We start from the raw sequence: 25760 nt of genomic DNA, 5'->3' as shown, positions 1-25760 counted from the left end.
GCATCGCCCAATTCCGGCATGCCGGTGTGGCAGGACAAGCTGTTCATCGGGCTCGCCCGCTCGGCGGCCGATGCGACGGAGTATTTCCAGATCCCGACCGGACGTGTGGTCGAGATCGGCACGCAGGTGGCGATCTAAGGGGTCTCGAAGGGATAAATCGTCGAGGAGGCTAATATGAGCGGCGAATTGGTGCTGGTCACCGGCGGGTCCGGCTTCCTCGGCGCTCACTGCATCCTCGAACTGTTGAAGGCCGGCTACCGCGTCCGCACCTCCGTGCGATCGGCCAGGCGCGAAGCCGATGTGCTCGCCATGCTCAAGGCAGGTGGCACGGAGCCCGGTGACGCCCTTTCATTCGCCCATGCCGATCTGATGGCCGACGCAGGCTGGCCGGCGGCGGTGGCCGGCTGCGATTACGTGCTGCATGTCGCATCGCCTTTTCCGCCCGGCGTGCCCACGCATGAGGATGACCTGATCCTTCCGGCGCGCGAGGGCGCGTTGCGCGTGCTGCGGGCGGCGCGGGATGCCGGGGTCAGGCGCGTCGTGCTCACCTCATCCTTCGCGGCCGTCGGCTATGGCAAGATGCGCGCGGATGGGCAGCCTTTCAACGAGGAAAACTGGACCGATCCGGCAGGCAAGGTCAGCGCCTATGTGAAGTCCAAGACGCTCGCCGAGCGCGCGGCCTGGGATTTCATCGCCGAGCAGAGCGGCGCGCTGGAGCTTGCGGTCGTCAATCCCGTTGGCATCTTTGGACCGGTGCTCGGCGCGGACCATTCGACCTCGACCGAATTTGTCCAGCGCATGCTGAACGGCGCCGTGCCTGGGCTGCCGCGCCTGTCCTTCGGCGTCGTCGATGCGCGCGACGTGGCGGATCTGCATGTTCGCGCCATGACCCACCCCGCCGCCAAGGGCGAACGGTTCCTGGCTGTCGCCGGCGATTTCATGATGGTGCGCGAGATCGCGCAGACCCTGAAGACGCGGCTCGGGCCGGCGGCGTCGCGCGTCTCGACGCGGGAGTTTCCCGATTGGCTGGTGCGCATCATCGGGCTGTTCAATCCGGAAGCGGCACAACTCGCAACGGAACTGGGCAAGATCAAGAACGCCACCAACGCCAAGGCGGTGCGCGTGCTCGGCTGGGCGCCACGCTCGCGCGAAGATGCTTTGATTGCCACGGGCGAAAGCCTGATCCGGCTGGGACTGGTCAAGCGACGTAAGTAATTGTGCGGGAGGCCGGACCTTAAGGGCTCGGCGTCCCGCAATGGCAGCTTTCAGCCGGCCAGTGCAGCCTTGTTCGTCTCCAGAAACTGCTTCAGCGGCACCGACTTTCGGCCGGAGAGTTTTTCGACCGCGTCGGTCAACATGCCGAGGTCACCGGCGCGGGCGGCGGCGTCGAATGAAACCAGCACCTTGGCGAAGGGTTCAGGCAGGCCGGCCGACTTCATTCCCTCGGTCAGGGCTTCGTCGGAAAGCTGGATGACCTTGATCGGCTTGCTGGTGACCTCGGTGACCAACGCCGCCACTTCGGCAGCCGTATACGCACTGGGGCCGGTGAGCGTGTAAGTCGCGCTTTCGCTGCTGTCCGAGGCGAGCCCCGCTGCGATCGCCGCCGCGAAATCGTCACGCGTGCCGTAGGAAATGGCGCCGTCGCCGGCGGAGGTGTACCACTGACCCGACGCCAGAACCTGCGGCAACGCCATGAACAGGTTCTCGTTATACCAGCCATTGCGGAATATCGTGTAGGGGATCCCGCTCGCCTTGATCGCCTGTTCGGTGTCGTAGTGGTCGGGCGCGAAAACAACCGGCGAACCAGGCTCGGGTTTGGGCATCGAGGTGTACAGCAGGTGGCCGACGCCAGCCTGTTTGGCCGCCGTCACCGCCGCAAGCTGCTGCTCGCGCCGCTTCCCCTGTACCTCAAGTTCGTTGGTCGAGATGACGAGTGCCCGGTCGGCTCCCGCGAAGGCCTCGGCAAGCGATTGCGGGTCGTTGAAGTCAGCGGCTCTGACGACGACGCCGCGCACCGCCAGATCGGCAAGGTTGGCGGGTGTACGGGTGGTGGCGATGATGCGGTTTGCGGGGATCTTTAATGTGTCCAGCAGGTGGTTGATGACGCCGCGGCCAAGCTGGCCGGAAGCGCCGGTGACGAGAAGGGTTGCGGTCATGGGGGATCCTGAAATTGCGCCGGGTGGCGGGTGCTTCTGACAGTCTCAAAAAGAGACCAGCACTAAAATAAGAATTGACCGGTCACCGTAAAGAAGGCAGTTTTTAGGGAGGTAGGCACCGCCAGGGAACCAGCAGCCATGGACGGCAAGGTCGTCAATCTGAGAACCAAGCTCAATATATTCAAAGCCACCAGCGATGGCGCAAACATTGCCGATTGCCCGGTTCGCGACGTGATGCAGGGCGTGAACGGCAAATGGAGTTCGCTGCTGATGGCGGCGCTCGCAGAGCAGCCCTATCGTTTCGGCGAGTTGCGGCGCCTGGTGCCCGACATCTCGCAGCGCATGCTCACCCAGACGCTCCACGATCTGCAGCGCGACGGTTTTGTTCATCGCGAAGTGTTCCCGACCAAGCCGCCAAGCGTCGAATACAGCCTGACCGATCTCGGCCGTTCGATGTTCGGCGCCTTGCATCAATTGATCCTGTGGGCCGAACTCAACCATGGTGCGGTGCGCAAGGCGCGCGCTGCCTTCGACGCCGGTGGCTGATATTTTGGTCCATGCAGCAACGGCTTGATTTGACAATGGCGCTGAAGGATTGTCCGGCCAGTGGTTGGGCGGGCAATGGAAAAATCTCTCGACATCGCGATTGCGGGCGCCGGCCCGGCGGGGCTCGCCACCGCGCTCTATCTCAAGCGCGCGGGCCACAACGTCACCATCTTCGAACGTTTCGAGGAACCCAAGCCCGTCGGTTCCGGACTGATCCTGCAGCCGACCGGGCTGAGCGTGCTCGCAGATCTCGGCCTGCTCGACGACATTCTGGCGCTGGGGAGCCGCATCGAGCGTCTGCATGGCGCCGATGCCTCGACCGGCCGCACCGTGCTCGCCGTGCGCTACGATGCGCAGCCTGGCGGCCGTTTCGGGCTGGCGGTGCACCGGGCGGCGTTGTTCAACGTGTTGTTTCGCGCCGCGCAGCGCCAATGTATCGCCATCGAAACCGGTGTCGAGATCGAGGCGCTGGACGTCGGTGAGCGGGCGATCCTGATCTTCGACAAGAGCCGAACGGTGGGGGGCCGCGGAGCAGGGCCGTTCGACCTCGTGGTCGACGCCAGCGGCTCGCGTTCGAAGCTGCGCCGGTGCCTCAACGATCCGGCCCAGCCGCGGCAGCTCACTTACGGCGCGTTCTGGGCCTCGCTCGGCTGGCGCCAAGGCTTCGACGAAAATGCGCTGCTGCAGCGCTACGACAAGGCCAGCGTGATGATCGGCGTCCTGCCGATCGGCCGACCGGAACCGGGCGGGGAAAAGATGGCGGCGTTCTTCTGGAGCCTGAAGCCGGCGGATGCCGAAAACGTGCGCGCGGCAGGGCTCGACGCCTGGAAGGCGAGACTGGTCTCGCTGTGGCCGCAATGCGAGGCGTTCACCAGCCAGATCGACAGTTTCGACCAGCTGTCGCTGGCGCGCTACGGCCACCACACGATGAAGCTGCCGGCCGGCCGCAGGCTGGCCGTGATCGGCGATGCCGCGCATTCGACCAGCCCGCAGCTCGGGCAAGGCGCCAACATGGCGCTGCTCGACGCGGCAGCACTCAGCCATGCCTTGGCACAAACGGGCAACGTCGAGGCAGCGCTGGAAAGCTACGCCCGGGCGCGGCGATGGCATGTCCGAATCTTCCAGCTGCTGTCGCTGGCGCTGACGCCGTTCTACCAGTCGGACGGCACGATGCTGCCCTTCTTCCGCGACAGGCTGGTGGCAACCATCGCCAAAATCCCGCCAGTGCCAAGCGTGCTTGCCTCGATGGTGGCCGGCACGCTGATCGATCCGTTCAGGCGGATCGGGCTAGAGGAGGTGCACTGGCCAGATCATCCGGCGGGATCAGGGTCGAGAGAAGCGAATTTCTCGCACGCAGGAATAGACGCAGCCGCTGCGGATAGTCCGGCGCCACGGCACCCTTGATCGAGGCGCGTTCGCTCAACGCCTTGCGCCAGGCCTGGACCAATGGCCTGCCGTCCAGAATGCCGAAATTGCCGATCCGGTCGAAGGCGTCGAGATAGCGGAAGACCGGGCCGTAGACGGCGTCGACGAGGCAAAAGCGCTCGCCGTTGAACCACGGTCCGGCCTGGTCGGCCAGTTCGTCCTCCAGACGATCGAACATGGCCGAAAGTGCCGTGGACTCTGCCAGGAAGGCGGCCTCCGTCGAAGCCGAGTAGAACCGGCCGATGGCGTTCAATGTCGCCGAGCCGAACTCGATCCAGGCGCGATGCCTGGCGCGGGCGTAGGCGTCGGCCGGATGCAGAGGATTGGCTTGCGTCTCCTCGAGGAATTCGAGAATGACGGCGGATTCGAAGATCACCGTCTCCTCGCCATTTGCCTGGACGATCAGCAGCGGCACCTTGCCCAGCGGCGAAATCGCCTTGAACCAGTCCGGCTTGTTGGTGAGGTCGATGGTGACACGCTCAAACGGCACGCCTTTCTCGGCCAGCGAGATCGCCGCGCGCTGCACATAGGGGCATAGATGATGGCTGACGAGAATGAGCTTGCCAGTCATTTCATTCTTCTCAGGCATTTCATTCTTCTCAGGCATGTCACTCTCCCCAGACATAGTTCAACGCGCCGTCCTCGACGCGCGTCGACAGGAACATCAGTCGCGACGCTTTTGGCGCCGGACCTTCGATCCGGTCGCCTGATGTCATGTCGAAGGCGGCGCCGTGCCATTGGCAGACCAGCTTGCCGTCCTTGCAGTCGAGCGGCCCGCCGAAATGCAGGCAGACATTGGCGGCGGCGCGGATGCGCTCACCGCTGCGCCAAATATGGACCTCGCGGCCGAAGAATGGCGCGATCAGGCTGCCCGTCTGCGGGACGTCGGCGACTTTGCAGATTTCGTGTTTCATGGATCTTTCCCGGATTGATGCAATTGCATGCATATAGATGCAAGTGCATCGATCGTCAAGCTTGATGCAACTGCATCTATCGCCTAGGATGGGTCATGACCAAAACAACCACGCCTTCGCCCGAAGCCGTCAAGGCCTGGGCCCGCCTGATGCGGGTTTCGCGCCAGCTCATCGAAAAGGCGGAAGAGGCTTTGAAGACCAGCGGCTTGCCGCCGCTCGACTGGTATGACGTGCTGCATGAACTCGCCGAGGCGGGTGAGGGCGGGCTGCGGCCATTCCAGCTGACCGAGCGCACACTGTTTGCGCAGTATAACATCTCGCGGCTTCTGGCGCGGCTCGAGGCCGAAGGACTGGTCGAGAAACTCAGGGTTGCCGATGACGGCCGCGGCCAGACCATCCGCATCTCGGCCAAGGGCCGTCAGACGCGGCGACGGATGTGGGCTGTCTATGGACGGTCGATTGCGGAATTGGTCGGCGCAAAACTCTCCGCGGAGGAGCTGAAGATACTGGCGAGCCTGCTTGGAGAGCTGCGCCATCCGCCCGCCGATGATTGATCCGTCAGAATCTCGTGGTTTGCTCGGCGGCTCTCACCTCGACGATTTTTCTACCTAACCCCTTGCGTCGAGCACAGGATTGCGCAATATGCCGAACCGTAACGTACGGTACGCCGTTTGAGGCGACCCGGCGACCTCATCGAATGGGCAGGAAATTGTTGCAGGCGAGTGCCGAGATCGATACCAGCGAAGTGCTGACAGAGCGGCAAACGGCCGTCCTGGACGCGGCTTTGCGGCTGCTGGTCGAGGAGGGCGACAATCTGACCATGACGGCGGTGGCGCGGCGCGCCAGCTGCTCGAAGGAAACGCTCTACAAATGGTTCGGCGACCGCGACGGATTGCTGACGGCGACCGTGCAGTGGCAGGCATCGAAAGTGCGCGTGGTGCCGGTCGACGGTGAGCGGCTCGATCTTGCCTCGATGACGGCAAGCCTGGAAGGCTTCGCCTCGGACTGGCTAAAGGTGATTTCGAGCGATACCTCGATCGCGCTGAACCGCGTCGCGGTCGGCCATGCCGGATCCGGAAAGGACGATCTCGGCGCGATCGTGCTGGAGAATGGCCGTTTCGCGCTGGCCAGACGGTTGAAGCCGGTGCTGCTTGCCGGCAAGCAGGCCGGGCTGCTCGACTTTACGGACGCCGAAATGGCGTTCCGGACCTTTTTCGGGCTGGTCGCCCGCGACGTGCAGATCCGTCTGCTGCTCGGCGACAGGCTGGAATTGACTGAAGCGGCGATCGGCGGCGATGCCGCCCGGGCGACGCAGCAGTTTCTCGCTCTTTACGGAGCAAAAACCGGGCCGCAAGGCCTCTAATCTCTGTGGGAAGGAAGCAAAAGATGCGTGTCTATTACGATCGCGACGCCGATCTCAATCTGATCAAGGGCAAGAAGGTCGCCATTATCGGCTATGGCAGCCAAGGCCGGGCGCACGCGCTCAACCTCAAGGATTCCGGCGCCAAGGAAATCGCCATCGGCCTCAAGGCGGGATCGGCGACCGCCAAGAAGGTCGAGGCTGATGGCCTGAAAGTGATGAGCGTGGCGGACGCTGCCAAATGGGCCGATTTGATGATGATGGCGACGCCTGACGAATTGCAGGCCGACATCTACAAAAACGAAATCGCGCCAAACATTCGTGACGGCGCCGTGATTGCCTTCGCGCACGGCCTCAACGTGCATTTCGGCCTCATCGAGCCGAAGTCGACCGTCGATGTCGTCATGATCGCGCCGAAAGGCCCCGGCCACACAGTGCGCGGCGAATACCAGAAGGGCGGCGGCGTGCCGTGCCTGGTCGCCGTCAACCAGGATGCTTCCGGCAATGCGCTCGATCTCGCTCTGTCCTACGCCTGCGGCGTCGGCGGCGGCCGTTCGGGCATCATCGAGACCAATTTCCGCGAGGAATGCGAGACCGATCTATTCGGCGAGCAGGTCGTGCTCTGCGGCGGCCTGGTCGAACTGATCCGCGCCGGTTTCGAGACGCTGGTGGAAGCCGGCTATGCGCCCGAAATGGCCTATTTCGAGTGCCTGCACGAGGTCAAGCTGATCGTCGACCTGATCTATGAAGGGGGCATCGCCAACATGAACTACTCGATCTCGAACACAGCCGAATGGGGCGAATATGTCTCTGGCCCGCGCATTATCACCGCCGAGACCAAGGCCGAGATGAAGCGCGTGCTGAAGGACATCCAGACCGGAAAATTCACCTCGGAGTGGATGCAGGAATACCGCGCCGGCATGTCGCGCTTCAAGGGCATCCGCCGCAACAATGACAGCCACCAGATCGAGGAAGTCGGCGCCAAGCTGCGCGCCATGATGCCCTGGATTTCCAAGAACAAGCTGGTCGACAAGGCCAAGAACTAACCCGCAGTCGTCGGGATTGGGAGCAAAGAGCCGGCGGAGCGATCCGCCGGCTTTTGATGCCGGTTTATCGATCAGGATAATCAGCCATAGTGCCAATGCGGCTTCGGCTCGGTGCCGGTGAACTCGACGCCGATGCGGTCGTCGCGGCGCCAGCGCACGATGGCCTTGTAGCCGATGCCGTCGACAGGCACATAGAGCAGGAACTCGTCCGGCACGCGCGCGTCTATCGAGACTTTCAGTTCGGCGCCGCCGGCATGCATGTTGCGGACCGTGCACTTGACCTCGGAATTGGTGAGGCCGGTCAGAATCGTCGCGCCCTTCAGCACGCGCTGCCGGTGTTTGTTTCGCAATTCGTTGTCGGCCATGACGGCGTCCTTCGCGACCGGATCGGCGCGATCGTCAGATGGGGCACGATATCACGGATAGGCTGAGCCGATAAACATATGGTTAGCGGTGACCGAGACCAGCCGTCTTTCCCAATGAAAACGGCGCCGCGATGGGGCGGCGCCGTCGTTTATTGTCGTTTATAGGTCAGCTGTAGGGCGACCAGCATTGCTGGCGCGGGCCACCATAGGGCTGGAACGTGTTGTCCCAGGCCCGGTAGGACCGATAGCGGTCGTAGCACCACTGGACATGGGCGCTGGACAGACGCTGCGTGCGGTAATAGCGGCGGGGCGCCGGCTGCACGTAGTAGCCGTCATTGTAATAGCCGTTGTTGTAGTAGCCGTTGTTGTAGATGCTGCCGAGGCCGAGACCCAGGCCGAGGCCGAGAACTGCTGCGGCGCCGGTGTCAAAATCACGGCCGCGATGGTGGCGGTGATGGCGCCAGCGCCAGTTGTCGCCGCCGTTCCAGTTGCCGCCATTCCAATTGCCGTTGTTCCAGTTGCCTGACCCGGCAAAGCGACGGCTGTCGTGGCGGCGCCACTGCCAATCGTTGAAGGAGCGGCGGTCATTGCCGCCCGCCCAGCTGTCGCGAACCGGTGTGATGTCAGACAATGCGGTGCTTGCCGGCACCGACAAGTCCGGCTGCAGGATCGGGCCCGCGGCGGATGGCGCCGTGAGACCCGAGAAAAGACCGAGCGCTAACAGCCCGGATTTGACTGTGGACGAAAAGAGCGAGCTCATTGCACTCTCCAAGTGATACAGGCCCCACGCCCGGATACCCCAGGGAAGTGGCCTATTGATGGACCTTGGCGTCTGAACGGAGGATGAACAGAAAGGTTCCATCAGCCATGACGAGCAGCCCTTGTTTTCATTGGCGCTTGCAGGCAAAGGTCAGTCCATGTCGCTGCGCCTCGCCACTTTCAATGTCGAAAACCTGATGAACAGGTTCGATTACTCGGGCTTCCGCAACCAGCTCAACGAAGACCGCACGCTGGCGCTTTTCGACATCCAGAGCGAAGCCGAATACCGGATGCTGGAGCAGGCGCGCGCCATCGCGCAATCCGACGATACGCGCCAGTTGACCGCGCTCGCCATTGCCGCCACCCGTGCGGACATCATCTGCATGCAGGAGGTCGACAACATCGAGGCGCTGAAGGCCTTCGAGTACGGCTATCTCTTCAAGATGGTGGGCGAGGGTTACCGGCAGAAATACACCACCGCCGGCAATGATTCGCGCGGCATCGACGTTGCCTTGATGATGCGCAACGAGACCGCGCAAGGTCAGCCGATCGAGTTCGTGCGCATGACGAGCCATGCCTATGTCACCTTCGAGCAGTTCGGATTGCACACGCCTGAACTCGAGGCGCTCGGCAACCTGGCCAATGAACGCATCTTCCGGCGCGACTGCCTGGAGGTCGACATCAAGGTCGGCGGCGTGCCGCTGACGCTTTATCTCGTCCATTTCAAATCGATGGGCTCGCCGCGCAACGGGCTCGACGGACGCGAGGCGACGATGCCGGTGCGCATCGCCGAGGCGCAAGCCGTGCGCCGCATCATCGAGGAGCGCTTCGGCAAAGAGCACGCAGCCGACAAAAACTGGGCGATCTGCGGCGACATGAACGACTACCGCCAGCGGGTGAAGATCGAGGGCGACGCTGTCGACGGCTACCGCTTCCAGGTGATCGACGAGAGCCAGTCCTGTATCGATGTGCTCACCGCCGGCGGCTTTTGCGAAAATGTCGTCGAACGCCGGCCGGAGATGGACCGCTGGAGTTTCTACCACACGCGCGGGCCGAAGGAGCGGCATCTGTGCCAGCTCGACTACATCCTGCTGTCGAAAGGGCTGGCGGCGAAGAATGCGACGGCGGTTCCCGACATCATCCGCAACGGCCAGCCCTGGCGCACCATCTTTCCGGCGGGACAGGCGGTGGAGCGCTTTCCGCGCGCCGGCTGGGACCGGCCGAAGGCGTCGGATCATTGTCCCGTCGCAATTACCCTGGACATGGCTTGAGCACGGTGAGCTTCGACCTGCCGCGCAACGTCATCCTGCCCGTCGACGAAATCGACGTCCGGCTCGACCCCGGCCCGCATCCGTTCGAGCGCGACAACGCGCAGGCGATCACTGACAACTGGCGGCGCGAGGTCACGGCCAATCCGGCGTTGTTCGACGGCACGGTGGTGCTGCTCTCGGCGCTCGCCTGGCGCGACAACCGGATCGTCGGGCGTTGTCACGCGGTGAAGTACTCGACCTTCCTGCTGTGGCGAAAGAACCGGCAGGGGACGGGCGCCGAGCATGCCTATGGCCACGCCATGCTGGTCGCCGGCGACAACGCCCTGGTGGCGATCCGCATGGGCGCGCACACGGTCCCGGCCGGCAGTGTCTACTTCGCTGCCGGCTCTTTCGAGCCGATGGATTTTCGCGATGGCCGCGTCGATGTCGATTTCAACATGATCCGCGAAGTGCGCGAGGAGACCGGGCTTGACCTGACAGGCGCTGCGCGCGGCAGGCGCTACCATGCGCTGTCGACTTCGACCGGCACGGTCCTCTTCCGCCGCTACCACGTCGATGCGCCGGCCGACGAGATTGCGCGGCGCATCGGCGCCTTCGTCGCGACCGAGACCGAGCCGGAGATCGAGGGGCCGGTGATCATCCGCCACGCCGCCGACCTGCCGGAAGGGCTGGCACCGCATATGAAGCCGCTGGTCGAGTGGCATTTTGGCGGTGGCGGGGGCTAACGGCGCGGATTGTTCTGCGCCGCCTTGCGGTCGTTGCGGGCGGCGACGAGGAACAGGATAACGCCGATGCCCAGCAATCCACCCATGACCATGCCCATCGTCTGGCCGACGACTGCCTGAAAATCGGCGGTGACACGATCGGGATTGGCCATGCCGTAGCGGGCGAGATACCACCAAAGTCCCGCAAGGGCGCCTTCGATGATCACCATCGTCAGAATCAGCCGCGCCTTCTTGCTCATTGCAACTCCTTGACCAGATGCTTTGCTCTAAAATTAGCATCGCAGACCGGATGACAACAAGTATTGCCGATGTCGACAAGCACCCATCCTTGTGGATAGCGGTTGGTTGCGGTGGAGCTGATCTGGCGCTTATTCGTGGCGCAGCGCGTCGATCGGGTCGAGCCTGGCGCCGCGCAGCGCCGGGAAGAAGCCGAACACCATGCCGACCAGCGCCGAAAAACCGACGGCGAGCAGGATGACCGCCGGGCTCGGCGCAAACGGTATGGCCAGCGTTGCCGAGGCGAGGCCGGCCAGCGCCAGGCCGATCAGGATGCCGATAATGCCGCCGAGCAGCGACAGCACCGTCGCCTCGACCAGGAACTGGATGAGGATGTGCTTTTCATGCGCGCCGATGGCGAGCCTGATGCCGATCTCGCGGGTGCGCTCAGTGACCGAGACCAGCATGATGTTCATGATCCCGATGCCGCCGACCAGCAGGCTGACGCCCGCGACGGCGCCCAGCATGCCGGTCATGGTGGTGGTGGCGCTGGCCATGGCGTCGGCGATCTGGGTCATGTCGCGGATCGAGAAATCGTCTTCGCGGTCCGGCGTGATGCGGCGGGTGTCGCGCAAAATGTCCTCGACTCGCGGCTGCAATTCGGTGGTCGGGGTGCGGTCGTCGGCGGCGACGTAGATGTTGTCGATGTCGCGGTTGCCGGCGATGCGGCGCTGATAGGCGGCAAGCGGCATCAAGACGACATTGTCCTGGTCCTGGCCGAAGCCGGTATAGCCCTTGGGTTCGAGCAGGCCGATGATCTTGCACGAGGTGCGGTTGACGCGGATGATCTCGCCCTCGGGTTCGCCGGCCCCGAAGAATTGCTGGCGCACCGTCTCGCCGATCAGGCAGACGCCGGTGCCCGAGCGTGTCTCCGAGTCGCTGAATGGGCGGCCCGACACCAGCTTCCAGTCGCGGGCGTCGAGATAGGCGCTGTCGGTGCCGGTGACGCCCGAGGTCAGGCTCTCGGTGCCGAAAATGACGCGGACTTGTTTCTGCGACGCCGGCGCAATGGCGCGCGCCCCGGCCAGATGCGCGACGAGGGCGGCTACATCCTTGTCGGCCAGAGGCCGTACCGCCTGGTCGAGCCCGCCTGGTCCGCCGGTGCCTGCCGGGCGGCCGGAACGGACGACGAGCAGGTTCGAGCCGAGCTTGGCGATGTCCGACTTGACCTTGGCCGTGGTGCCCGAACCGATGGTCAGCATGGCGATGACGGCGGCGACACCGATGACGATGCCGAGCAGCGTCAGGAACGAGCGCAGCACATTGCGGCGGATGGAGCGCAGAGAGAGGCGGACGGTTTCCCAGATCATGACGCCAACTCCGACTTGGCCGTGTCGGACGCGACGTGGCCGTCGAGGAAGCGGATGGTGCGCTCGGCATAATCGGCCACATCGGCCTCGTGGGTGACCATGGCGATGGTCAGGCCAAGCTCGCGGTTCAGCCGCGTCAACAGTTCCATGATCTCATGCGTGCGGGCGGTGTCGAGATTGCCGGTCGGCTCGTCGGCGACGAGCAGCGTCGGCCTGGTGACGATGGCGCGCGCGATCGCCACGCGCTGCTGCTGACCACCGGAGAGTTCGGCAGGCGTGTGGTGCTCGCGCCCGACCAGGCCGACCTCGGCCAGCGCCTGCATGGCGAGATCGCGGCGCTCGCGGGCAGGAGCGCCGCGATAGATCAGCGGCAGCTCGACATTTTCCGCCGCCGTGGTGCGCGGCAACAGATTGTAGCCCTGGAAGACGAAGCCGATATAGAGATTGCGCAGAAGCGCGCGACGGTTGCGGTCGAGCCGGCCGGCATCGATGCCCATGAAGGAATAGGTTCCGGCAGTCGGCGTGTCGAGGCAGCCGATAATGTTCATGGCAGTCGATTTGCCCGAACCGGACGGGCCCATGATGGCGACGAATTCGCCACGCTGGATGGCGAGGTCGACGCCGGCCAGCGCATGGACCTTGGCTTCGCCCTGGCCATAGCTCTTCCAGACCGTGTCGAAACCGATGAGGCCCGCGGCCATGGCGTCAGCTCCGCAGCTGCGAGGCCGTGATAACCTCTGCACCTTCGTCCAGCCCGGAGGTGATCTCGGTCAGTTCGCCGTCGGTGGAGCCGATCTTGACGTTGACCGGGTGCGGCCGCCCGTTCTCCAGCACATAGAGCGTGCGTGAGCCGTCGGTCGGCGCCTTCACCGGCTGGCGGCGGTTGCCGCCACGGCCCATGCGGCCGGTGAACAGATCGCTGAGGCTCCACGCGCGGGCAGCAGGTGCCGATGGCCGATAGCGAAACGCTGTTGAAGGCACGGTGAGCACGCCCTTGGCCTGCCTGGTGACGACCGAAACCGTGGCGGTCATGCCGGGCCGCAGCAAAAGCTCGTTATTGTCGACTTCCAACCGTGCATTGTAGGTGACGACGCCGTCGGTGGTGACCGAGGCGTAGGAGATGTCGCGGATCTCGGCGTCGAACGGCCGCTCGGGAAAGGCATCGACGGTGAAGCGTGCATGCTGGCCTGGTTTGACCGCGCCGATATCGGCCTCGTCGACCGCCGCCACCAATTCCATGTTCCTCAAATCGGCGGCGATGATGAACAGAACCGGCGCCTGCAGCGAGGAGGCGACCGTCTGGCCGGGGTCGACGGAACGCGTCAAGACGATGCCGTCAATCGGCGCATAGATGGTGCTCTTGGCAAGGTCGGTCTGCTGCGCCTTGAGATCGGCCTGGGCGATGGCGAGATTGGCCTGCGCACTATCGAGCGCCGCCTTGGAGCGGTCGCGCGTGGCAGTCGCCGCCTCGAGCGACTGATCGGTCGCCATGCCACGCCTGGTCAGTTCGGCCGCGCGGGTGAGGGCGCTTTCGTTCTCCTTCAGGGTTACCGTGGCGTCCTCGACATTGGCGGCAGCGGCCTTGGCCGAGGCTTCGGCGCGTTCGATCTGGACCTCGAGTTTCACCGTGTCGAGCGTCGCCAGCACGTCGCCCTTCTTGACCTGCTGGTTCTCTTCGGCCGAGACCGAGCGGATGATACCGGACAGCTCGCTTGAAATGTCGACCTGGGTGAGGGGCTGCAGCGTGCCGGTCGCCGAAACCGCGACGGTGAGGTCGGCAATGGTAGCCGGCGTGGTGGTGTAGTCGATCTTGGCCGGGGAGCCGGCAAACCACTGGTAGCCAGCCAACCCGGCGGCAAGTGCGATCAGCGCCAGCAGCGCGTAAAGCCAGCCCCGGCGGCGCGTCTTGCGCACGCCGCTCTGATCAAGCCCGAGCGCCGCCTCGATGGCGGAATCCGATTCCGTCTTTGGCAGATTGACAAGCTGGTCCACGCCGGACCCCTATGAAAGCGTAATGTCCCTAGTTGTGCACAGATCAGGCTTGGTGGTTCGAATATCAAATTAAATTTCGGCCATGTTCGGATTGAGGCGGAAGGTTTTTCAAGATGCAGACCCGCAATTACTTGCTCTACGATGTGTTTACGACGGAGCGGCTGGCCGGCAATCCGCTGGCTGTCGTGCTCGACAGCCAAGGGCTGGATACAGCCGCCATGCAGGCCATTGCGCGCGAGTTCAACCTGTCCGAATCGGTCTTCGTGCTGCCGCCGGACAATCCAAAACATCGCAACCGCATCCGCATTTTCACGCCCGACTATGAGATGCCGTTCGCCGGACATCCGACAGTTGGCGCCGCGATCGCGCTGGCCGAACTGACAGGCGAGGGCGAAGCCGGCATCTTCGTGCTGGAGGAGAATATCGGCCCGGTGCGCTGCGCCGTCAGCCGGCACGATGGCGCCACCTTTGCCGAGTTCGACCTGGCGAAGCTGCCGGAGCCGCTGAAGCTCGATGCCGACCCGGAGGCGATCGGCGCCGCCCTCGGGCTGGCGCCGCACGAGATCGGCTTCGAGAATCACCTGGTGTCGTTCTGGTCGGCAGGCGTGCCGTACGTCACCATCCCGGTCGCCAATCTGGAGGCTGCGGCCCGGGTCAAGCTCGACAACCAGGCCTGGTCCGAACTGGCGCCGCGCAAGAGCGAATGGGCCTTCGCCAGCCCGTATGTCTATTGCCGCCAGACGGTGCACCATGACAGCGCCTTCCATGTCCGCATGATCGTGCCGGGCACGCCGTCCTATGAAGACCCGGCGACCGGGTCGGCGGCGGCGGCCTTTGCCGGCGCCATCATGCATTTCGACGCCCCGACCGACGGCATTTCGCAGCTGTGGATCGAGCAGGGGCTGGAGATGGGCCGGCCATCGCGTATCCGGCTCGAACTCACTGTCGAGGGCGGAAAACTGGCCTCGGCGCGCATCGGCGGCCATGCGGTAAAGGTGGCGGAAGGCAAGCTGTTCGTTTGAGTGGCCCGTGGCTGAGATCGTCGCTGTCGGCGATCCTTCACGCCCCCCTCTGTCCTGCCGGACATCTCCCCCACGAGGGGGGAGATCGGATGTCGCATTGGCTTTCGCCAATCTCCAACGCCGAAAGACAGGCGAAACGGCAAGGCTGCCAATCTTCCCCCAAGTGGGGGAGATGCCCGGCAGGGCAGAGGGGGGCGCTGTCCCGCCGACGACTCTGGTTTTTGCTTCGCTGCAACACTCGAAACCGAAGCCCGGAGCGATTTGTCGGGAAATGATTCCGGCAGGGCTGGACAGGACCGGTATCGGCGGCTATATGCCCGCCAACGCCGGTTTTACCGGTCGAGTGGGTGCGTAGCTCAGTTGGTAGAGCAGCTGACTCTTAATCAGCGGGTCCACAGTTCAATCCTGTGCGCACCCACCAAATTTTTCGAAAAGTTGGTGGAAGACCTTGGAATGCCGGACGCGTTGACGCGCCTCGACATGCCTCAATCATGGGGCAAGTTTGCCTTAAACTCGGCGGCCGGTAAGCCGGTGCGCTATTTGGCGAAGGAGGGAAGGCCGCGCTGGATTAAGAAAGGCCCGGAAGCCAAAGCCGCCATCAATTAAAGCCAGTTTGAAACCACGGGCTGGTGTCATACCCTAAGCGCGGATTATAATGATCCAGGAAGTTTTCAGCCCTATTTGACGGTCGCGCAACCACGGTGCCTGTCGATTTGCAATCCGGTTTCGCGGTCGGCTTGCTGCCAGCCTTCTTATGAGCTGTAGAACACGAGGTTGTAGCCTGAGCGGTGGCCACCTTTTTCTTCTCTTTCGCAACAGCTGCTCCGGTAGCGGCCAATACTATTGCTACGCCAAAGACAACGAGTTTCATTGAAAACGCCCTCACCCTGCACAATCCGTAATGATTGCGCCTGGTCAACGTTACGTCAATCACATTTTGTCGGCAACGACGGCGAATAGTGCCAGTAAAAAGAGCCCATACAGAAGCAGCGGGCCAACCCCCAGGTGGGGGATCTTTCAGCGGCCGTGCCGTTCGAGCCACCAGCCCGGAATGCCAGTGACCGGCCCGACGATGGTCAGCGAAGGTTCGGGCCGGCGCGCTCCCGTCAAATCGCCCTAGTTACTTTTCCGACACGCCAGCCTCGGCAAAACTCGCCATCCTCGCATGGCATTCCAGTGCCGAGCGGACGATGTTGACGGCGAGGCAGGCGCCGGAGCCTTCGCCGAGCCGCATGCCGAGGTCGAGCAGCGGCGGCAGGCCGAGCGCTTCGAGCAGGCGGCGGTGGCCGGATTCGGCCGAGACATGGGCGGCGATGGTGTGGGCGAGGCCTGAGGGGTGCAGTCGCGCCAGGGGCGCTGCCGCTGCCGTGCAGACGAAGCCGTCGAGCAGCACCGGGACGTTCTTGCGGCGGGCGGCGAGCGTGGCGCCGAAGATGGCGGCGAGTTCGCGGCCGCCAAGGGCGGCGGCGATCTTCAGCGGGTCGGACAGCGCGTCGGCATGGCGCTTGAGGCCGGATTCAATGGCGGTGACCTTGCGCTTCAGCCCGGCATCGTCGACGCCGGTGCCGCGCCCGGTCCATTTTTCAGCGCCGCCGCCGAACAGGGCAGTCGAGATGGCGGCCGCCGGCGTGGTGTTGCCGATGCCCATCTCGCCGAAACAGACGAGGTCGAGGTCGTTCGTCACCGCGTCGTAGCCTGCCGAGACGGCGGCGAGGAAGGTTTTTTCGTCCATTGCCGGCACGTCAGTGAAGTCGCCGGTCGGATGATCGAGATCGAGCGGGATGACGTCGAGTTCCGCGCCGGCGATGCGGGCCAGCTGGTTGATGGCGGCGCCGCCGCCGGCAAAATTCGCCACCATCTGCACGGTCACTTCCGACGGGAAGGCCGACACGCCCTGCGCGGTGACGCCGTGATTGCCGGCGAACACGAAGACTTTGACGCGGTCGAGTTTCGGCATGTCGCGACCCTGCCAGCGCGCCAGCCAGGCGGCGAGAGTTTCCAGCCGGCCCAGGCTGCCTTGCGGCTTGGTCAGCGTGTCTTGGCGGCGGGCGACGGCGTTGGCGGCGGTATCGCTGCCGGCAGGCAGATCGAGACAGGCGGCGCGCAGTTCGTCGAATGATTTGAATGGCATGGGGAAGGAATCTCCGGGGAAGAATCAGGACAGGGAAACGGAAGCGACGAGCAGGACAGTGATCTCGCCCAGCTGCTGCAGGGCGCCGATCGTGTCACCGGTGTGGCCGCCGATCTGGTTGAGGGAGAGCGCGCGCAAGGCGCTGAACACGAGAGCGAGCAGGATCAGTGCGGCACAGGCGCCGCCGAGCCCCAGCGTCAGAAGGGGGATGGCGCCGAGCACGGCGCCGAGAACAGCTGTCTGGGCCGAGACGGTCCCGGCGCCGGCAGACAGGCCGTCACTGCGCGCCGCCGGCGCCAGATGCATGAACGCGCCGAGCAGGCCGCGCGATGCGGCGTGTGCGGCGATCAGCGCGAAGAGCACGCTTGTCGGATTGGCCAGTTGCGACAGCGCGCTCCAGCGGATGAGCATCGACAGGCCAAGAGCTGCTGCGCCATAGGCGCCGATGCGGCTGTCGCGCATGATCTCCAGTTTTTTATCGCGCGTCTTGCCGCCGCCAAAACCATCTGCGACATCGGAAAGCCCGTCCTCATGCAGGCAGCCCGTGGCGAGCAGGGTTGCTGCAAGCGCAAGGGCTGCTGCCGGGCCGGGGGCAAGGCCGAGCTGTACGCCCGCTGCGTAGACGACAGCACCAACCACAGCGATGGCGAGGCCGGCGACAGGCGCCGCCCAGATCGCATCGGCCAGGCTGCGGCCACGAAAGTCGAAGACCGGCAGCGGCAGCCGGGTGAAGAAGACGAGGCAAAGCGCGACGTCCTCGAGCGCTTGCCGGGGCGAGGGCACGGCGGTCATGCACTCCTCGCAATGGCATGAAAGAAGGTGCCGCTGACATGGCCGCGCCGGTAGCCGGAGGCGCCGAGTGGATTGCCCTGGCCATCGGCTAGGTCGGCCAGCGGCTCGTCATTGCCGGTCGCAATCATCTGCGCATAGTGGAATTCATGGCCACGGATCAGCGCGCCTTGCGGCCCCAGCGGACAGGCGACGCGCAGGCGTGCCTCGCGGTAGCCGAGGTTCATCTTGCGCTTGGCAAAGCTGGTGGAATGGCCGAGCAGGCCAAGCATGGCGTGCGTCTCGCCGGCCGCGTCCTCCAGCGCTTCGCCCAGCACCATGAAGCCGCCGCACTCGCCATGGATCGGCTTGGTCTCGGCAAACCTGGCCATGCCAGCTCGGAAACTGGTCGCCGCCGCGAGGCTGCCGGAGTGGAGCTCGGGATAGCCGCCGGGCAGCCAGCAGACATCGCAATTCTGCACCGGTGCTTCGTCGGCTAGCGGCGAGAACGGCACGATCTCGGCGCCGGCCTGATGCCAGTGGGCGGCGACGTGCGGATAGAGGAAGGTGAAGGCGGCGTCTTCGGCGAGCGCGATTCGTTGGCCGGGCGGCTGCAAGGCATGTTCGAAACTGCCTGATGCCGGCGAAAACGGCGCGGCCAGCGCCATGATGGCGTCAAGGTCGAGGGATTTCTCGACCATGTCGGCGAGGCGGTCGAGATGCGTCATCAGGTCGGCATATTCGCCGGCCTGGACGAGGCCGAGATGGCGCTCCGGCAAATTGAGCGTGGGATCGCGCAGGATGGCGCCGACGACCGGCAGGCCGAGCGTTTCGATCGCCTCGCTGCACAGCTTGCGGTGGCGCTCGCTGCCGAGACGGTTGAGCACGATTCCGGCCATGCGCACATCCGGGTCGTAGGTGGCAAAACCCTTCGCGACGGCGGCCGCCGTCGTCGACTGTCCCGAGACGTCGAGCACCAAAAGCACCGGCAGGTGGTAGAGCCGCGCCAGATCGGCGGCCGAGCCGGTGCGGCCTTGTCCGGCCGGGATGCCGTCGAACAGGCCCATGGCGCTTTCGAGGAAGATAAAATCGGCGTCCTCGGTGGCATTGCCGGCCAACGCGTTGAGCAGGTCAGGCGACATCGCCCAGCTGTCCAGGTTGACGCCGGACAGGCCAGTGGCGGCGGTATGAAAACCCGGATCGATATAGTCGGGGCCGGACTTGGCGCCGCGCACCTTGATGCCGCGCCGGGCGAGCGCGCGCAAAATGCCGATGGTGACGCTGGTCTTGCCGGAGCCGGAACGCGGCGCGCCGATGATGATGGCGCGGGTCATGCGTTACCCGCCAGTGCTGCGCGCATGGCGACGATGCCGCCGACGACAATGAGGGCCGGCGAGGCCAATTCCGCCGCGGCGGCCGCTTCGGAAATGGTGGCGAGTGTCGCGACGACGGTCCGCTCCTGCGGTGTCGTCGCCGAAACGATGACAGCCGCCGGCGTCGACGGCGCCAGCCCGCCTTCGAGCAGCGACGCGGCGATAACAGGCAGATTGGCCATGCCCATATAGATGACCACCGGCTGGCCGGTGCGGGCGATCGCGCCCCAGTCGAGATCGTCATCTGTGCCGGCGGCATGACCTGTCGCCAGGATGATCGCCTTGTTGATGCCGCGCATGGTTGCGGGAATGCCGGTGGCGGCCAGCGCGCTCAGCCCCGATGTCAGGCCGGGCATGACGCGGAAAGGGATTTTTTCGCGCGCCAGCGCCAGCGCCTCTTCGCCGCCGCGGCCGAAAATATAGGGATCGCCGCCCTTCAGCCGGACGACGCGGCGGCCCTCGCGTGCCAGCCGCACCAGCAAAGCGGTGATATCGTCCTGCCTCATGGACGGTTTGCCGCCGCGTTTTCCTGCAAAGAACAGCTGGGCATTGTCCGCAACGGCGACAACGTCAGAGGAGACCAGCGCGTCATAGACCACAGCGTCGGCCTCGGCCAATGCCGCCAGCACTTCCAGCGTCAGGCAGCCGGGATCGCCGGGACCGGCGCCGGCCAGCCAGACATGGCCCGGCTCAAGCCGGCGCGGCTTGAAGTTCAGCCGTGCAAGCGCCTGTTCGAGCGTCGGGTTTTCGCTTTTGGTCTTGCCGCTCACAATCCGTCCCGCCCGCGAAAACGCCGCTGGTAGTGGGCGTCGTACAATGAACTCTCGCCAAAACCTTCCGCTGCCAGCGAGCGGCCGACGAAGATGATCGCCGTGCGCTCCATGGGATCGGCGGCGAGCAGCGCCTCGATGGTCGCTAGCGTGCCGGTCAGCACGCGCTCGTCCGGCCATGAAGCGCGAAAGACGATCGCCACCGGGCAATCGCCGCCATAATGCGGCGACAATTCGGCGACGACGCGATCGATGGCGTGGATGGCGAGATGAATGGCCAGTGTGGCGCCGGTGCGGCCGAAGCCGGCCAGCGTTTCGCCCGGCGGCATTTTCGAGGCGCGGCCGGAGACGCGGGTCAGCACCAGGCTTTGCGCCACCTCGGGAATGGTCAGTTCGCGGCGAAGGGCTGCGGCTGCGGCGGCGAAAGAGGGAACGCCCGGCGTCAGCGTGTAAGGAATGCCGTGTTTTTCCAGCCGGCGGATCTGCTCGGCCACGGCGCTCCACACCGAGAGGTCGCCGGAATGCAGGCGGGCGACATCGTGGCCGGCCTGGTGGGCTGTCACATATTCGACCTCGATTTCGTCGAGTGACATCGGCGCCGTATCGATCAGTTTGGTCCCCGGTGCGCAGTGTTGCAGCAATTCCGGCGCGACGATCGAGCCGGCATGCAGACAGACCGGGCAGCTTGCCAGCAGCTTGGCGCCGCGCAGTGTGATGAGGTCGGCGGCGCCGGGACCGGCGCCGATGAAATGCACGGTCATGGCGCGTCTCCGCTGATGGCGATGGCGCAGGTGACCGGGCCGAGCACGGTGCGTGGACCAAGCAGCTTTGCACCGGGGCCGGCAACGGCAAGGGCGGAGGCTTCTGAGACGGAGGGTGTGCCGGCGAGATCCTGCGAGAGATCGGATTTGCTGAGTGCCTCCGGCGAGACGGCCTGAAGTGCTGCGTCATCAACGATGATGACGGGAAGGTGAACCGTGCGGCCAGCGGCAGAGATCGCTTCTTCGTCTTTCTTGAGCGCGGCGGTCGCCAAGGCCGACAGCGCCGTTATCGCCAGCCCGTGCGCTTCGAGGGCGGTTTCGATCGCCGCGAGCACGTCTTCGACGCTCACGCCCTTCCGGCTGCCGATGCCCGCCACCATCATGGCTTCACCCAGCTCCACTGGGTGACCGGCATGGCCGGGCGCCAGGCCTGCATCGAACCGACAGGAGAAGCGCGGGAAATGGTGATGCGGGTAAGGTCGCCGCCGCGCTTGATGTGCTCCGCGAGAAGCAGCGCCTCCATCTCCAGCGTCACCGCATTGGCAACGAGACGGCCACGGGATGGCAGCGCCTTGATGGCGGCGTTCAGTACGCCGGCGTCGCTGCCACCTCCGCCGATGAAGATCGCATCCGGCGTGTCCAGCCCGGCCAGTGCCTTGGGCGCCGACCCTTCCACCACGACAAGACCGGGCACGCCGCAATGCGCGGCGTTGCGGACGATGCGGGCGGCGCGGTCGCTGTTGGCCTCGATGGCGATGGCGCGCATCGAGGGGTGAGCGAGCATCCATTCGATGCCGATGGAGCCGGAACCGGCGCCGATGTCCCACAGCAATTCGCCACGCCTCGGCGCCAGCGCCGCAAGCGTGATGGCGCGGATGTCGTGCTTGGTGATCTGGCCGTCGTGCTCGAACAGATGGTCGGCGCGGCCAACGGTCAGCGGCAGGATGCGGGCCTCTTGTGTCGATTCAAGCTCAAACGCCAGCACGTTGAGCGGATTGATGTCTCTGAGATCGAAAGCGTCGGCACGTGCCGAGCGAAGCTTCTCGTTCGGTCCGCCCAGCGCTTCCAGAACGGTCAGCCGCGAACCGCCGAAGTCGAGCTCTACGAGCAGGCGCGCTATTGTCGCTGGCGCGTCGCCGTCCGATGTCAGCGCCAGGATGCGCGCCCTGGGATGCAGCAGCGGCCGGATCAGGTCGAGCGGCCTTCCATGCAGCGAGATCGTCTCGATGTCCTGCAACGCCCAGCCGAGCCGGGCGGCAGCCAGCGAAATCGCCGATGGCGCGGGGATGACATGCATCTCTTCAGGCTTGACCTTGCGGGCAAGGGTGGCGCCGACCCCGTGGAAGAATGGATCACCGGAGGCGAGCACGCAGACGCGCCGGCCGGCCAGCGCCAGCACGTCTGCCATGTCGGCATCGAATGGCACCGGCCATGGGCGCTGCTCACCCTTGATGAGCGAAGCCACCAGCGCCAGATGCCGCTTGCCGCCGAAGACGGTCTCGGCGTCAGCGATCTGCCGCTTGGCCTCGTCGCCGAGACCCGCTAAACCGTCCTCGCCGATGCCGACGATTGCGAGCCATTTTGGCGTGGGCTGTTTTTTTGACATGTCGCGCCGCCCCTCATTCGCCTGAGGCGTTCGTCGTTCGAAAAGTCAAGCAATTGACTTTTCGTCTGCCAGCCAGACCACTCCTCACCTCCCCGTGTGGTGACGGGGAGAAGGGAGACGCTCCGGCGCTGACGCCTCCCTCTCCCCGTTCTTCACGGGGAGAGGGTAGGGGTGAGGGGCAGCGCCGACGCTGTTCAACATGGTGCTCATGAAGAAGATTCTGATCCTTGGCGGCACGACAGAAGCGCGCCAATTGGCCGAAAAACTGGTGGAAGATTTCCGTGTCACCCTGTCGCTGGCCGGCCGCACCGAAAGCCCGGTCGCGCAAGGCGTGCCGGTGCGCAGCGGCGGATTTGGCGGCGCCGACGGGCTGGCCGCCTATCTCAGGGAGGCGGGCATCGACCTGCTGATCGACGCCACACATCCCTATGCGGCGCAGATATCCGCCAATGCGGCGCAAGCCTCGCGCCTGACCGGTGTGCCGATCCTGGCGCTGCGCCGTCCCGGCTGGAAGCCTGTCGACGGCGACCGCTGGACGCAGGTCGATAGGACAGGCGATGCGGTGCACGCGCTTGGATCGACGCCGCGCCGCGCCTTCCTGTCGCTCGGCCGGCAAGAGGTCGCGGCTTTCGAGGCGGCGCCGCAGCATCACTACCTCATCCGCAGCGTCGATCCGGTCGAGCCGAAACTGGCGGTGCCGGATGCGGCCTACCTGCTGGCGCGTGGGCCGTTTCGCGAGGCGGATGAACGCGCGCTGCTCGAGGAGCACCGCATCGATGTCGTCGTATCCAAGAACAGCGGCGGCGAGGCCACCTACGGCAAGATCGCCGCGGCGCGGGCGCTCGGTATCGAGGTGGTGATGGTGCGCAGGCCCTTCCTGCCGGAGGTGCCTTCGACCGAGACCGTCGATGAACTCGCCGCTCTTGTTGATAAATTTTGGGTCGATCATTTGCTCGACCCCGTCGCGGAGCGCGGCGTGTAGACCAGCGCCGGTTTGTCGCCGCGCTTGATGATCCGTGTTTCCGGCGAACCGATGATGATGCAGGTCGCCATGTCAGCTTTTTGCGCGTCGACATCGGCCAGCAAAAAGACCTCGATGCGCTCGTCCGGGCGGCCGGCGGCGCGGCCGAAGATGACCGGCGTGGTGCCGGGCAGGATGGCGGCCAGGCATTCGAAGGCACGGCCGAGCTGCCAAGGGCGCGCCTTGCTGATCGGGTTATAGAGCGCGATGACAAAGCCGGCGCCGGCCGCCGCCAGCAGGCGCAGTTCGATCAAGTCCCACGGCTTCAGATTGTCGGACAGCGAGATGGCGCAGAAATCATGGCCGAGCGGCGCGCCGATGCGGGCGGCAACCGCCAGCATGGCGGTGACGCCCGGCACGACAGTGACATCGACGGTGCGCCATTCGGCCGGACCGGCCTCGATCGCCTCACAGACCGCGGCGGCCATGGCAAAGACGCCGGGATCGCCGCCGGAAACGACGGCGACGTCATGGCCCTCGGCGGCCTTGACCAGCGCGTCCTTGGAGCGGGCGAGTTCCTCGCGATTATCCGAGGCGACGCGGGTCTGGTCCGGGCGCAGCTCCAGCCGGTCGAGATAAGGCTTGTAGCCATAGAAGAACTTTGCCTCGGCGACGGCGCGGCTGGCTTGCGGCGTCACTTGATCGGCATTGCCGGGCCCAAGGCCGATGACGGTGAGGCGGCCGCTCATGGCTTGGCTCCCATGACGCCAGGCCGGCCGGACCAGCCGGCAACCAGCACGATGGCGAAATAGGGCGCCTTGTCGTCCGGCTTGTCGGCAAGCTTCATCGTGATGCTGCCGGCCATGGTGCCGCGCTCGACATAGACCGCGCGGGCGAGCTTGCCGGTGGCCTCCAGCGCCCGCCTGATCTTGGGCAGGTTGCGGCCGACCTTCATGATGACGGCGGCATCGGTGTCGGCGAGACGGCGTGTCAGTTCGAATTCGCTCATCGTGCCGGGCAAAACCGTCAGCACATCGTCGCCCTGGACGATCGGCACGCCGGTCTGCGACCAGCAGCCCGACATGGCGGTGACGCCGGGGATGACTTCGGTCGGGAAGCGGTGTGCCAGCCGGACATGCAGGTGCATGTAGGAGCCGTAGAACAGCGGGTCGCCTTCGGAGAGCACGGCGACCATCCGGCCGGCTTCGAGGTGTTCGGCGACCTTCTCGGCCGACTCCTCGTAGAAATCGGTGATCTGCGAACGGTAGTCGTCGTGATCCTTGTCGATCTCGGTGGTGACGGGGTAGAGCAGCGGCAGTTCCAGCATATCCGGCCGGAAGCGCGCCTCGACGATGGCGCGCGCATTGCTGTTGTTGCCGCGCTTGGCGAAGTAGGCGACGACATCGGCCTCGGCCAGAACGCGCGCGGCCTTCAGCGTCAGCAACTCGGGGTCGCCAGGCCCCGTGCCGACGCCGACAAGACGGCCTTTTGCCAGATCTTCTTTGACGGCTGCGTTCACAGGCCGGGCCTCGCCAGCGAATTGAGGGCGGCTGCAGTCATGGCGCTGCCGCCAAGCCTGCCGCGCACGATGGCGTAGGGTACGCCATAGGAATTCTCGGCCAGCGCATCCTTGGATTCGGCGGCACCGACGAAGCCGACCGGCATGCCGATGATGACTGCCGGCTTCGGCGCGCCGTCGCGCAACTTTTCCAGGAGATAGAACAGTGCCGTCGGCGCATTGCCTATGGCGACCACCGAACCGGCCATGCGCTCGCCCCAGAGGTCGATCGCGGCGGCCGAGCGGGTGTTGCCGATCTGCTTGGCGATGTCGTGCGTGCTCGGGTCGCGCAAGGTGCAGATCACCTCGTTGCCGGCCGGCAGCCTGGCGCGGGTGACGCCATGCGAGACCATTTCGGCATCGCAGAAGATCGGCGCGCCGGCCGCCAAGGCGCTGCGGGCGGCGGCGACGAAATNATGCGAGACCATTTCGGCATCGCAGAAGATCGGCGCGCCGGCCGCCAAGGCGCTGCGGGCGGCGGCGACGAAATCGCTGGAGAAAACAAAATGACTTGATGCTTCGACCTGGCCGCAGGCATGGATCATGCGGATGGCGACATCGGCCTCGGCTTCCGAAAAGCGCGACAGATCGGCCTCGGCGCGGATGATGGCGAAGGAGCGCTCATAGATGGCGTTGCCGTCATGGATGTAGTCGTAGGCGGCCAT

At 65.0% G+C, this 25760-nt stretch carries 30 protein-coding genes, 1 tRNA gene and 1 pseudogene; 12 read left to right on the top strand and 20 right to left on the bottom strand.

Annotated elements, in window-relative coordinates; translation table 11 throughout:
* Positions 1–174: 174 nt before the first annotated feature.
* On the top strand, positions 175–1215 hold the full coding sequence (locus X771_RS137300; protein ID WP_023690337.1) for an aldehyde reductase: 1041 nt from the start codon (positions 175–177) through the stop codon (positions 1213–1215).
* 50 nt (positions 1216–1265) lie between these two features.
* Here X771_RS137300 and X771_RS137305 read toward each other — a convergent pair whose 3' ends face one another.
* Complete coding sequence (locus X771_RS137305) at positions 1266–2156, bottom strand: SDR family oxidoreductase (RefSeq protein ID WP_023690336.1); 891 nt, start codon at positions 2154–2156, stop codon at positions 1266–1268.
* A gap of 138 nt (positions 2157–2294) precedes the next feature.
* On the opposite strand from X771_RS137305, the gene X771_RS137310 reads away from it, so the two are divergent.
* Both X771_RS137310 and X771_RS137315 read left to right on the top strand, forming a co-directional pair.
* Complete coding sequence (locus X771_RS137310) at positions 2295–2702, top strand: helix-turn-helix domain-containing protein (protein ID WP_023690335.1); 408 nt, start codon at positions 2295–2297, stop codon at positions 2700–2702.
* 75 nt (positions 2703–2777) lie between these two features.
* Positions 2778–4010, top strand: a pseudogene (locus X771_RS137315) (NAD(P)/FAD-dependent oxidoreductase); the annotation flags it as partial.
* Here X771_RS137315 and X771_RS137320 read toward each other — a convergent pair.
* The gene (locus X771_RS137320) at positions 3976–4734 is read right to left on the bottom strand and encodes a glutathione S-transferase family protein (RefSeq protein WP_023690333.1); all 759 of its coding nucleotides are present in this window, start codon (positions 4732–4734) and stop codon (positions 3976–3978) included. The pseudogene X771_RS137315 and the gene X771_RS137320 sit on opposite strands and share 35 nt — an antisense overlap.
* Before the next feature lies 1 nt (position 4735).
* On the bottom strand, positions 4736–5041 hold the full coding sequence (locus X771_RS137325; protein WP_023690332.1) for a Rieske (2Fe-2S) protein: 306 nt from the start codon (positions 5039–5041) through the stop codon (positions 4736–4738).
* 95 nt (positions 5042–5136) lie between these two features.
* Here X771_RS137325 and X771_RS137330 point away from each other — a divergent pair, with 95 nt between their 5' ends.
* The 3 genes from X771_RS137330 to ilvC all read left to right on the top strand — a co-directional run bounded on the left by X771_RS137330 (position 5137) and on the right by ilvC (position 7447).
* The gene (locus tag X771_RS137330; RefSeq protein ID WP_023690331.1) at positions 5137–5595 is read left to right on the top strand and encodes a MarR family transcriptional regulator; all 459 of its coding nucleotides are present in this window, start codon (positions 5137–5139) and stop codon (positions 5593–5595) included.
* Between the two features lie 155 nt (positions 5596–5750).
* Positions 5751–6404: a TetR/AcrR family transcriptional regulator gene (locus X771_RS137335; protein WP_023690330.1), complete on the top strand. Its 654-nt coding sequence runs from the start codon at positions 5751–5753 to the stop codon at positions 6402–6404.
* Positions 6405–6427: 23 nt separating this feature from the next.
* Positions 6428–7447, top strand: a complete 1020-nt coding sequence (gene ilvC / locus X771_RS137340) for a ketol-acid reductoisomerase (protein ID WP_023690329.1) — start codon at positions 6428–6430, stop codon at positions 7445–7447.
* Positions 7448–7527: 80 nt separating this feature from the next.
* Here the strand turns inward: ilvC and X771_RS137345 are convergent, their stop codons facing one another.
* Both X771_RS137345 and X771_RS137350 read right to left on the bottom strand, forming a co-directional pair.
* Complete coding sequence (locus tag X771_RS137345) at positions 7528–7812, bottom strand: PilZ domain-containing protein (protein WP_023685169.1); 285 nt, start codon at positions 7810–7812, stop codon at positions 7528–7530.
* Positions 7813–7978: 166 nt separating this feature from the next.
* The gene (locus X771_RS137350) at positions 7979–8572 is read right to left on the bottom strand and encodes a BA14K family protein (RefSeq protein WP_023690328.1); all 594 of its coding nucleotides are present in this window, start codon (positions 8570–8572) and stop codon (positions 7979–7981) included.
* Positions 8573–8729: 157 nt separating this feature from the next.
* Between X771_RS137350 and X771_RS137355 the strand changes: the two genes are divergently transcribed.
* Positions 8730–9842: an endonuclease/exonuclease/phosphatase family protein gene (locus X771_RS137355; protein WP_023690327.1), complete on the top strand. Its 1113-nt coding sequence runs from the start codon at positions 8730–8732 to the stop codon at positions 9840–9842.
* Positions 9843–9847: 5 nt separating this feature from the next.
* Positions 9848–10567, top strand: a complete 720-nt coding sequence (locus X771_RS137360; RefSeq protein WP_023690326.1) for a hypothetical protein — start codon at positions 9848–9850, stop codon at positions 10565–10567.
* On the opposite strand, the gene X771_RS137365 is transcribed toward X771_RS137360, so the two are convergent.
* The 4 genes from X771_RS137365 to X771_RS137380 form a co-directional block, all read right to left on the bottom strand.
* Positions 10564–10806: a hypothetical protein gene (locus tag X771_RS137365; protein ID WP_023690325.1), complete on the bottom strand. Its 243-nt coding sequence runs from the start codon at positions 10804–10806 to the stop codon at positions 10564–10566. The two genes, X771_RS137360 and X771_RS137365, sit on opposite strands and share 4 nt — an antisense overlap.
* Positions 10807–10935: 129 nt before the next feature.
* The gene (locus X771_RS137370; RefSeq protein WP_023690324.1) at positions 10936–12153 is read right to left on the bottom strand and encodes an ABC transporter permease; all 1218 of its coding nucleotides are present in this window, start codon (positions 12151–12153) and stop codon (positions 10936–10938) included.
* Complete coding sequence (locus tag X771_RS137375; RefSeq protein WP_023685174.1) at positions 12150–12854, bottom strand: ABC transporter ATP-binding protein; 705 nt, start codon at positions 12852–12854, stop codon at positions 12150–12152. Before X771_RS137375 ends, X771_RS137370 begins: the two co-directional genes overlap by 4 nt.
* 4 nt (positions 12855–12858) lie before the next feature.
* Complete coding sequence (locus X771_RS137380; RefSeq protein WP_023690323.1) at positions 12859–14145, bottom strand: efflux RND transporter periplasmic adaptor subunit; 1287 nt, start codon at positions 14143–14145, stop codon at positions 12859–12861.
* A gap of 113 nt (positions 14146–14258) precedes the next feature.
* On the opposite strand from X771_RS137380, the gene X771_RS137385 reads away from it, so the two are divergent.
* From X771_RS137385 to X771_RS1000000168405, 3 genes are all read left to right on the top strand, one after another.
* Positions 14259–15167 (top strand): PhzF family phenazine biosynthesis protein, encoded by a 909-nt coding sequence (locus X771_RS137385; protein ID WP_023690322.1) that lies wholly within the window; start codon positions 14259–14261, stop codon positions 15165–15167.
* 345 nt (positions 15168–15512) lie between these two features.
* A tRNA-Lys gene (locus tag X771_RS137390) sits at positions 15513–15588 on the top strand.
* Between the two features lie 32 nt (positions 15589–15620).
* Entirely contained in the window at positions 15621–15773 is a 153-nt protein-coding gene (locus X771_RS1000000168405) for a hypothetical protein (RefSeq protein ID WP_023690321.1), read from the top strand.
* Here X771_RS1000000168405 and X771_RS1000000168400 read toward each other — a convergent pair.
* The 8 genes from X771_RS1000000168400 to X771_RS137425 all read right to left on the bottom strand — a co-directional run bounded on the left by X771_RS1000000168400 (position 15766) and on the right by X771_RS137425 (position 22576).
* Entirely contained in the window at positions 15766–16038 is a 273-nt protein-coding gene (locus X771_RS1000000168400) for a hypothetical protein (protein WP_155922523.1), read from the bottom strand. The two genes, X771_RS1000000168405 and X771_RS1000000168400, sit on opposite strands and share 8 nt — an antisense overlap.
* A 249-nt stretch (positions 16039–16287) precedes the next feature.
* Positions 16288–17298, bottom strand: coding sequence for a nicotinate-nucleotide--dimethylbenzimidazole phosphoribosyltransferase (gene cobT / locus X771_RS137395; RefSeq protein WP_023690320.1), 1011 nt, complete (start codon positions 17296–17298; stop codon positions 16288–16290).
* 24 nt (positions 17299–17322) lie between these two features.
* On the bottom strand, positions 17323–18090 hold the full coding sequence (cobS, locus tag X771_RS137400) for an adenosylcobinamide-GDP ribazoletransferase (protein ID WP_031197669.1): 768 nt from the start codon (positions 18088–18090) through the stop codon (positions 17323–17325).
* Positions 18087–19400 carry a cobyrinate a,c-diamide synthase gene (locus X771_RS137405; protein ID WP_023690318.1) on the bottom strand — a complete coding sequence of 438 codons (1314 nt, stop codon included), beginning with the start codon at positions 19398–19400 and terminating at the stop codon, positions 18087–18089. Before X771_RS137405 ends, cobS begins: the two co-directional genes overlap by 4 nt.
* Entirely contained in the window at positions 19397–20209 is an 813-nt protein-coding gene (gene cobA / locus X771_RS137410) for a uroporphyrinogen-III C-methyltransferase (protein ID WP_023690317.1), read from the bottom strand. Before cobA ends, X771_RS137405 begins: the two co-directional genes overlap by 4 nt.
* On the bottom strand, positions 20206–20970 hold the full coding sequence (cobM, locus tag X771_RS137415) for a precorrin-4 C(11)-methyltransferase (RefSeq protein WP_023690316.1): 765 nt from the start codon (positions 20968–20970) through the stop codon (positions 20206–20208). Before cobM ends, cobA begins: the two co-directional genes overlap by 4 nt.
* Positions 20967–21353, bottom strand: a complete 387-nt coding sequence (locus X771_RS137420) for a cobalamin biosynthesis protein (protein WP_023690315.1) — start codon at positions 21351–21353, stop codon at positions 20967–20969. The genes cobM and X771_RS137420 overlap by 4 nt, the downstream gene beginning before the upstream one ends.
* Positions 21350–22576 carry a bifunctional cobalt-precorrin-7 (C(5))-methyltransferase/cobalt-precorrin-6B (C(15))-methyltransferase gene (locus tag X771_RS137425; protein WP_023690314.1) on the bottom strand — a complete coding sequence of 409 codons (1227 nt, stop codon included), beginning with the start codon at positions 22574–22576 and terminating at the stop codon, positions 21350–21352. Before X771_RS137425 ends, X771_RS137420 begins: the two co-directional genes overlap by 4 nt.
* Before the next feature lie 208 nt (positions 22577–22784).
* On the opposite strand from X771_RS137425, the gene X771_RS137430 reads away from it, so the two are divergent.
* The gene (locus X771_RS137430) at positions 22785–23558 is read left to right on the top strand and encodes a cobalt-precorrin-6A reductase (RefSeq protein WP_033001520.1); all 774 of its coding nucleotides are present in this window, start codon (positions 22785–22787) and stop codon (positions 23556–23558) included.
* On the opposite strand, the gene X771_RS137435 is transcribed toward X771_RS137430, so the two are convergent.
* Genes X771_RS137435 through X771_RS137445 form a run of 3 tightly spaced genes read right to left on the bottom strand, consistent with a single transcriptional unit; the run spans position 23522 to position 25760 of the window.
* Positions 23522–24286 (bottom strand): precorrin-3B C(17)-methyltransferase, encoded by a 765-nt coding sequence (locus X771_RS137435; RefSeq protein ID WP_023690312.1) that lies wholly within the window; start codon positions 24284–24286, stop codon positions 23522–23524. The two genes, X771_RS137430 and X771_RS137435, sit on opposite strands and share 37 nt — an antisense overlap.
* On the bottom strand, positions 24283–25056 hold the full coding sequence (locus tag X771_RS137440) for a precorrin-2 C(20)-methyltransferase (protein ID WP_031196364.1): 774 nt from the start codon (positions 25054–25056) through the stop codon (positions 24283–24285). Before X771_RS137440 ends, X771_RS137435 begins: the two co-directional genes overlap by 4 nt.
* Positions 25053–25760, bottom strand: a complete 708-nt coding sequence (locus tag X771_RS137445; RefSeq protein WP_023690310.1) for a precorrin-8X methylmutase — start codon at positions 25758–25760, stop codon at positions 25053–25055. The genes X771_RS137440 and X771_RS137445 overlap by 4 nt, the downstream gene beginning before the upstream one ends.

This window comes from Mesorhizobium sp. LSJC269B00 (genome assembly GCF_000502815.1).
Taxonomy (GTDB): domain Bacteria; phylum Pseudomonadota; class Alphaproteobacteria; order Rhizobiales; family Rhizobiaceae; genus Mesorhizobium.
The sequence above is the reverse complement of the archived record's forward strand: the minus strand, read 5'-3'. Positions and strand labels throughout refer to the sequence as shown.

Excerpts from the sequence above, each read along its gene's own strand:
- X771_RS137300 (WP_023690337.1), top strand. The coding sequence starts at position 175 with ATGAGCGGCGAATTGGTGCTGGTCACCGGCGGGTCCGGCTTCCTCGGC.
- X771_RS137305 (WP_023690336.1), bottom strand. The coding sequence starts at position 2,156 with ATGACCGCAACCCTTCTCGTCACCGGCGCTTCCGGCCAGCTTGGCCGC.
- X771_RS137310 (WP_023690335.1), top strand. The coding sequence starts at position 2,295 with ATGGACGGCAAGGTCGTCAATCTGAGAACCAAGCTCAATATATTCAAA.
- X771_RS137320 (WP_023690333.1), bottom strand. The coding sequence starts at position 4,734 with ATGCCTGAGAAGAATGAAATGCCTGAGAAGAATGAAATGACTGGCAAG.
- X771_RS137325 (WP_023690332.1), bottom strand. The coding sequence starts at position 5,041 with ATGAAACACGAAATCTGCAAAGTCGCCGACGTCCCGCAGACGGGCAGC.
- X771_RS137330 (WP_023690331.1), top strand. The coding sequence starts at position 5,137 with ATGACCAAAACAACCACGCCTTCGCCCGAAGCCGTCAAGGCCTGGGCC.
- ilvC (WP_023690329.1), top strand. The coding sequence starts at position 6,428 with ATGCGTGTCTATTACGATCGCGACGCCGATCTCAATCTGATCAAGGGC.
- X771_RS137345 (WP_023685169.1), bottom strand. The coding sequence starts at position 7,812 with ATGGCCGACAACGAATTGCGAAACAAACACCGGCAGCGCGTGCTGAAG.
- X771_RS137350 (WP_023690328.1), bottom strand. The coding sequence starts at position 8,572 with ATGAGCTCGCTCTTTTCGTCCACAGTCAAATCCGGGCTGTTAGCGCTC.
- X771_RS137355 (WP_023690327.1), top strand. The coding sequence starts at position 8,730 with ATGTCGCTGCGCCTCGCCACTTTCAATGTCGAAAACCTGATGAACAGG.
- X771_RS137365 (WP_023690325.1), bottom strand. The coding sequence starts at position 10,806 with ATGAGCAAGAAGGCGCGGCTGATTCTGACGATGGTGATCATCGAAGGC.
- X771_RS137370 (WP_023690324.1), bottom strand. The coding sequence starts at position 12,153 with ATGATCTGGGAAACCGTCCGCCTCTCTCTGCGCTCCATCCGCCGCAAT.
- X771_RS137375 (WP_023685174.1), bottom strand. The coding sequence starts at position 12,854 with ATGGCCGCGGGCCTCATCGGTTTCGACACGGTCTGGAAGAGCTATGGC.
- X771_RS137385 (WP_023690322.1), top strand. The coding sequence starts at position 14,259 with ATGCAGACCCGCAATTACTTGCTCTACGATGTGTTTACGACGGAGCGG.
- X771_RS1000000168405 (WP_023690321.1), top strand. The coding sequence starts at position 15,621 with ATGCCGGACGCGTTGACGCGCCTCGACATGCCTCAATCATGGGGCAAG.
- X771_RS1000000168400 (WP_155922523.1), bottom strand. The coding sequence starts at position 16,038 with ATGAAACTCGTTGTCTTTGGCGTAGCAATAGTATTGGCCGCTACCGGA.
- cobT (WP_023690320.1), bottom strand. The coding sequence starts at position 17,298 with ATGCCATTCAAATCATTCGACGAACTGCGCGCCGCCTGTCTCGATCTG.
- cobS (WP_031197669.1), bottom strand. The coding sequence starts at position 18,090 with ATGACCGCCGTGCCCTCGCCCCGGCAAGCGCTCGAGGACGTCGCGCTT.
- X771_RS137405 (WP_023690318.1), bottom strand. The coding sequence starts at position 19,400 with ATGACCCGCGCCATCATCATCGGCGCGCCGCGTTCCGGCTCCGGCAAG.
- cobM (WP_023690316.1), bottom strand. The coding sequence starts at position 20,970 with ATGACCGTGCATTTCATCGGCGCCGGTCCCGGCGCCGCCGACCTCATC.
- X771_RS137420 (WP_023690315.1), bottom strand. The coding sequence starts at position 21,353 with ATGATGGTGGCGGGCATCGGCAGCCGGAAGGGCGTGAGCGTCGAAGAC.
- X771_RS137425 (WP_023690314.1), bottom strand. The coding sequence starts at position 22,576 with ATGTCAAAAAAACAGCCCACGCCAAAATGGCTCGCAATCGTCGGCATC.
- X771_RS137430 (WP_033001520.1), top strand. The coding sequence starts at position 22,785 with ATGAAGAAGATTCTGATCCTTGGCGGCACGACAGAAGCGCGCCAATTG.
- X771_RS137435 (WP_023690312.1), bottom strand. The coding sequence starts at position 24,286 with ATGAGCGGCCGCCTCACCGTCATCGGCCTTGGGCCCGGCAATGCCGAT.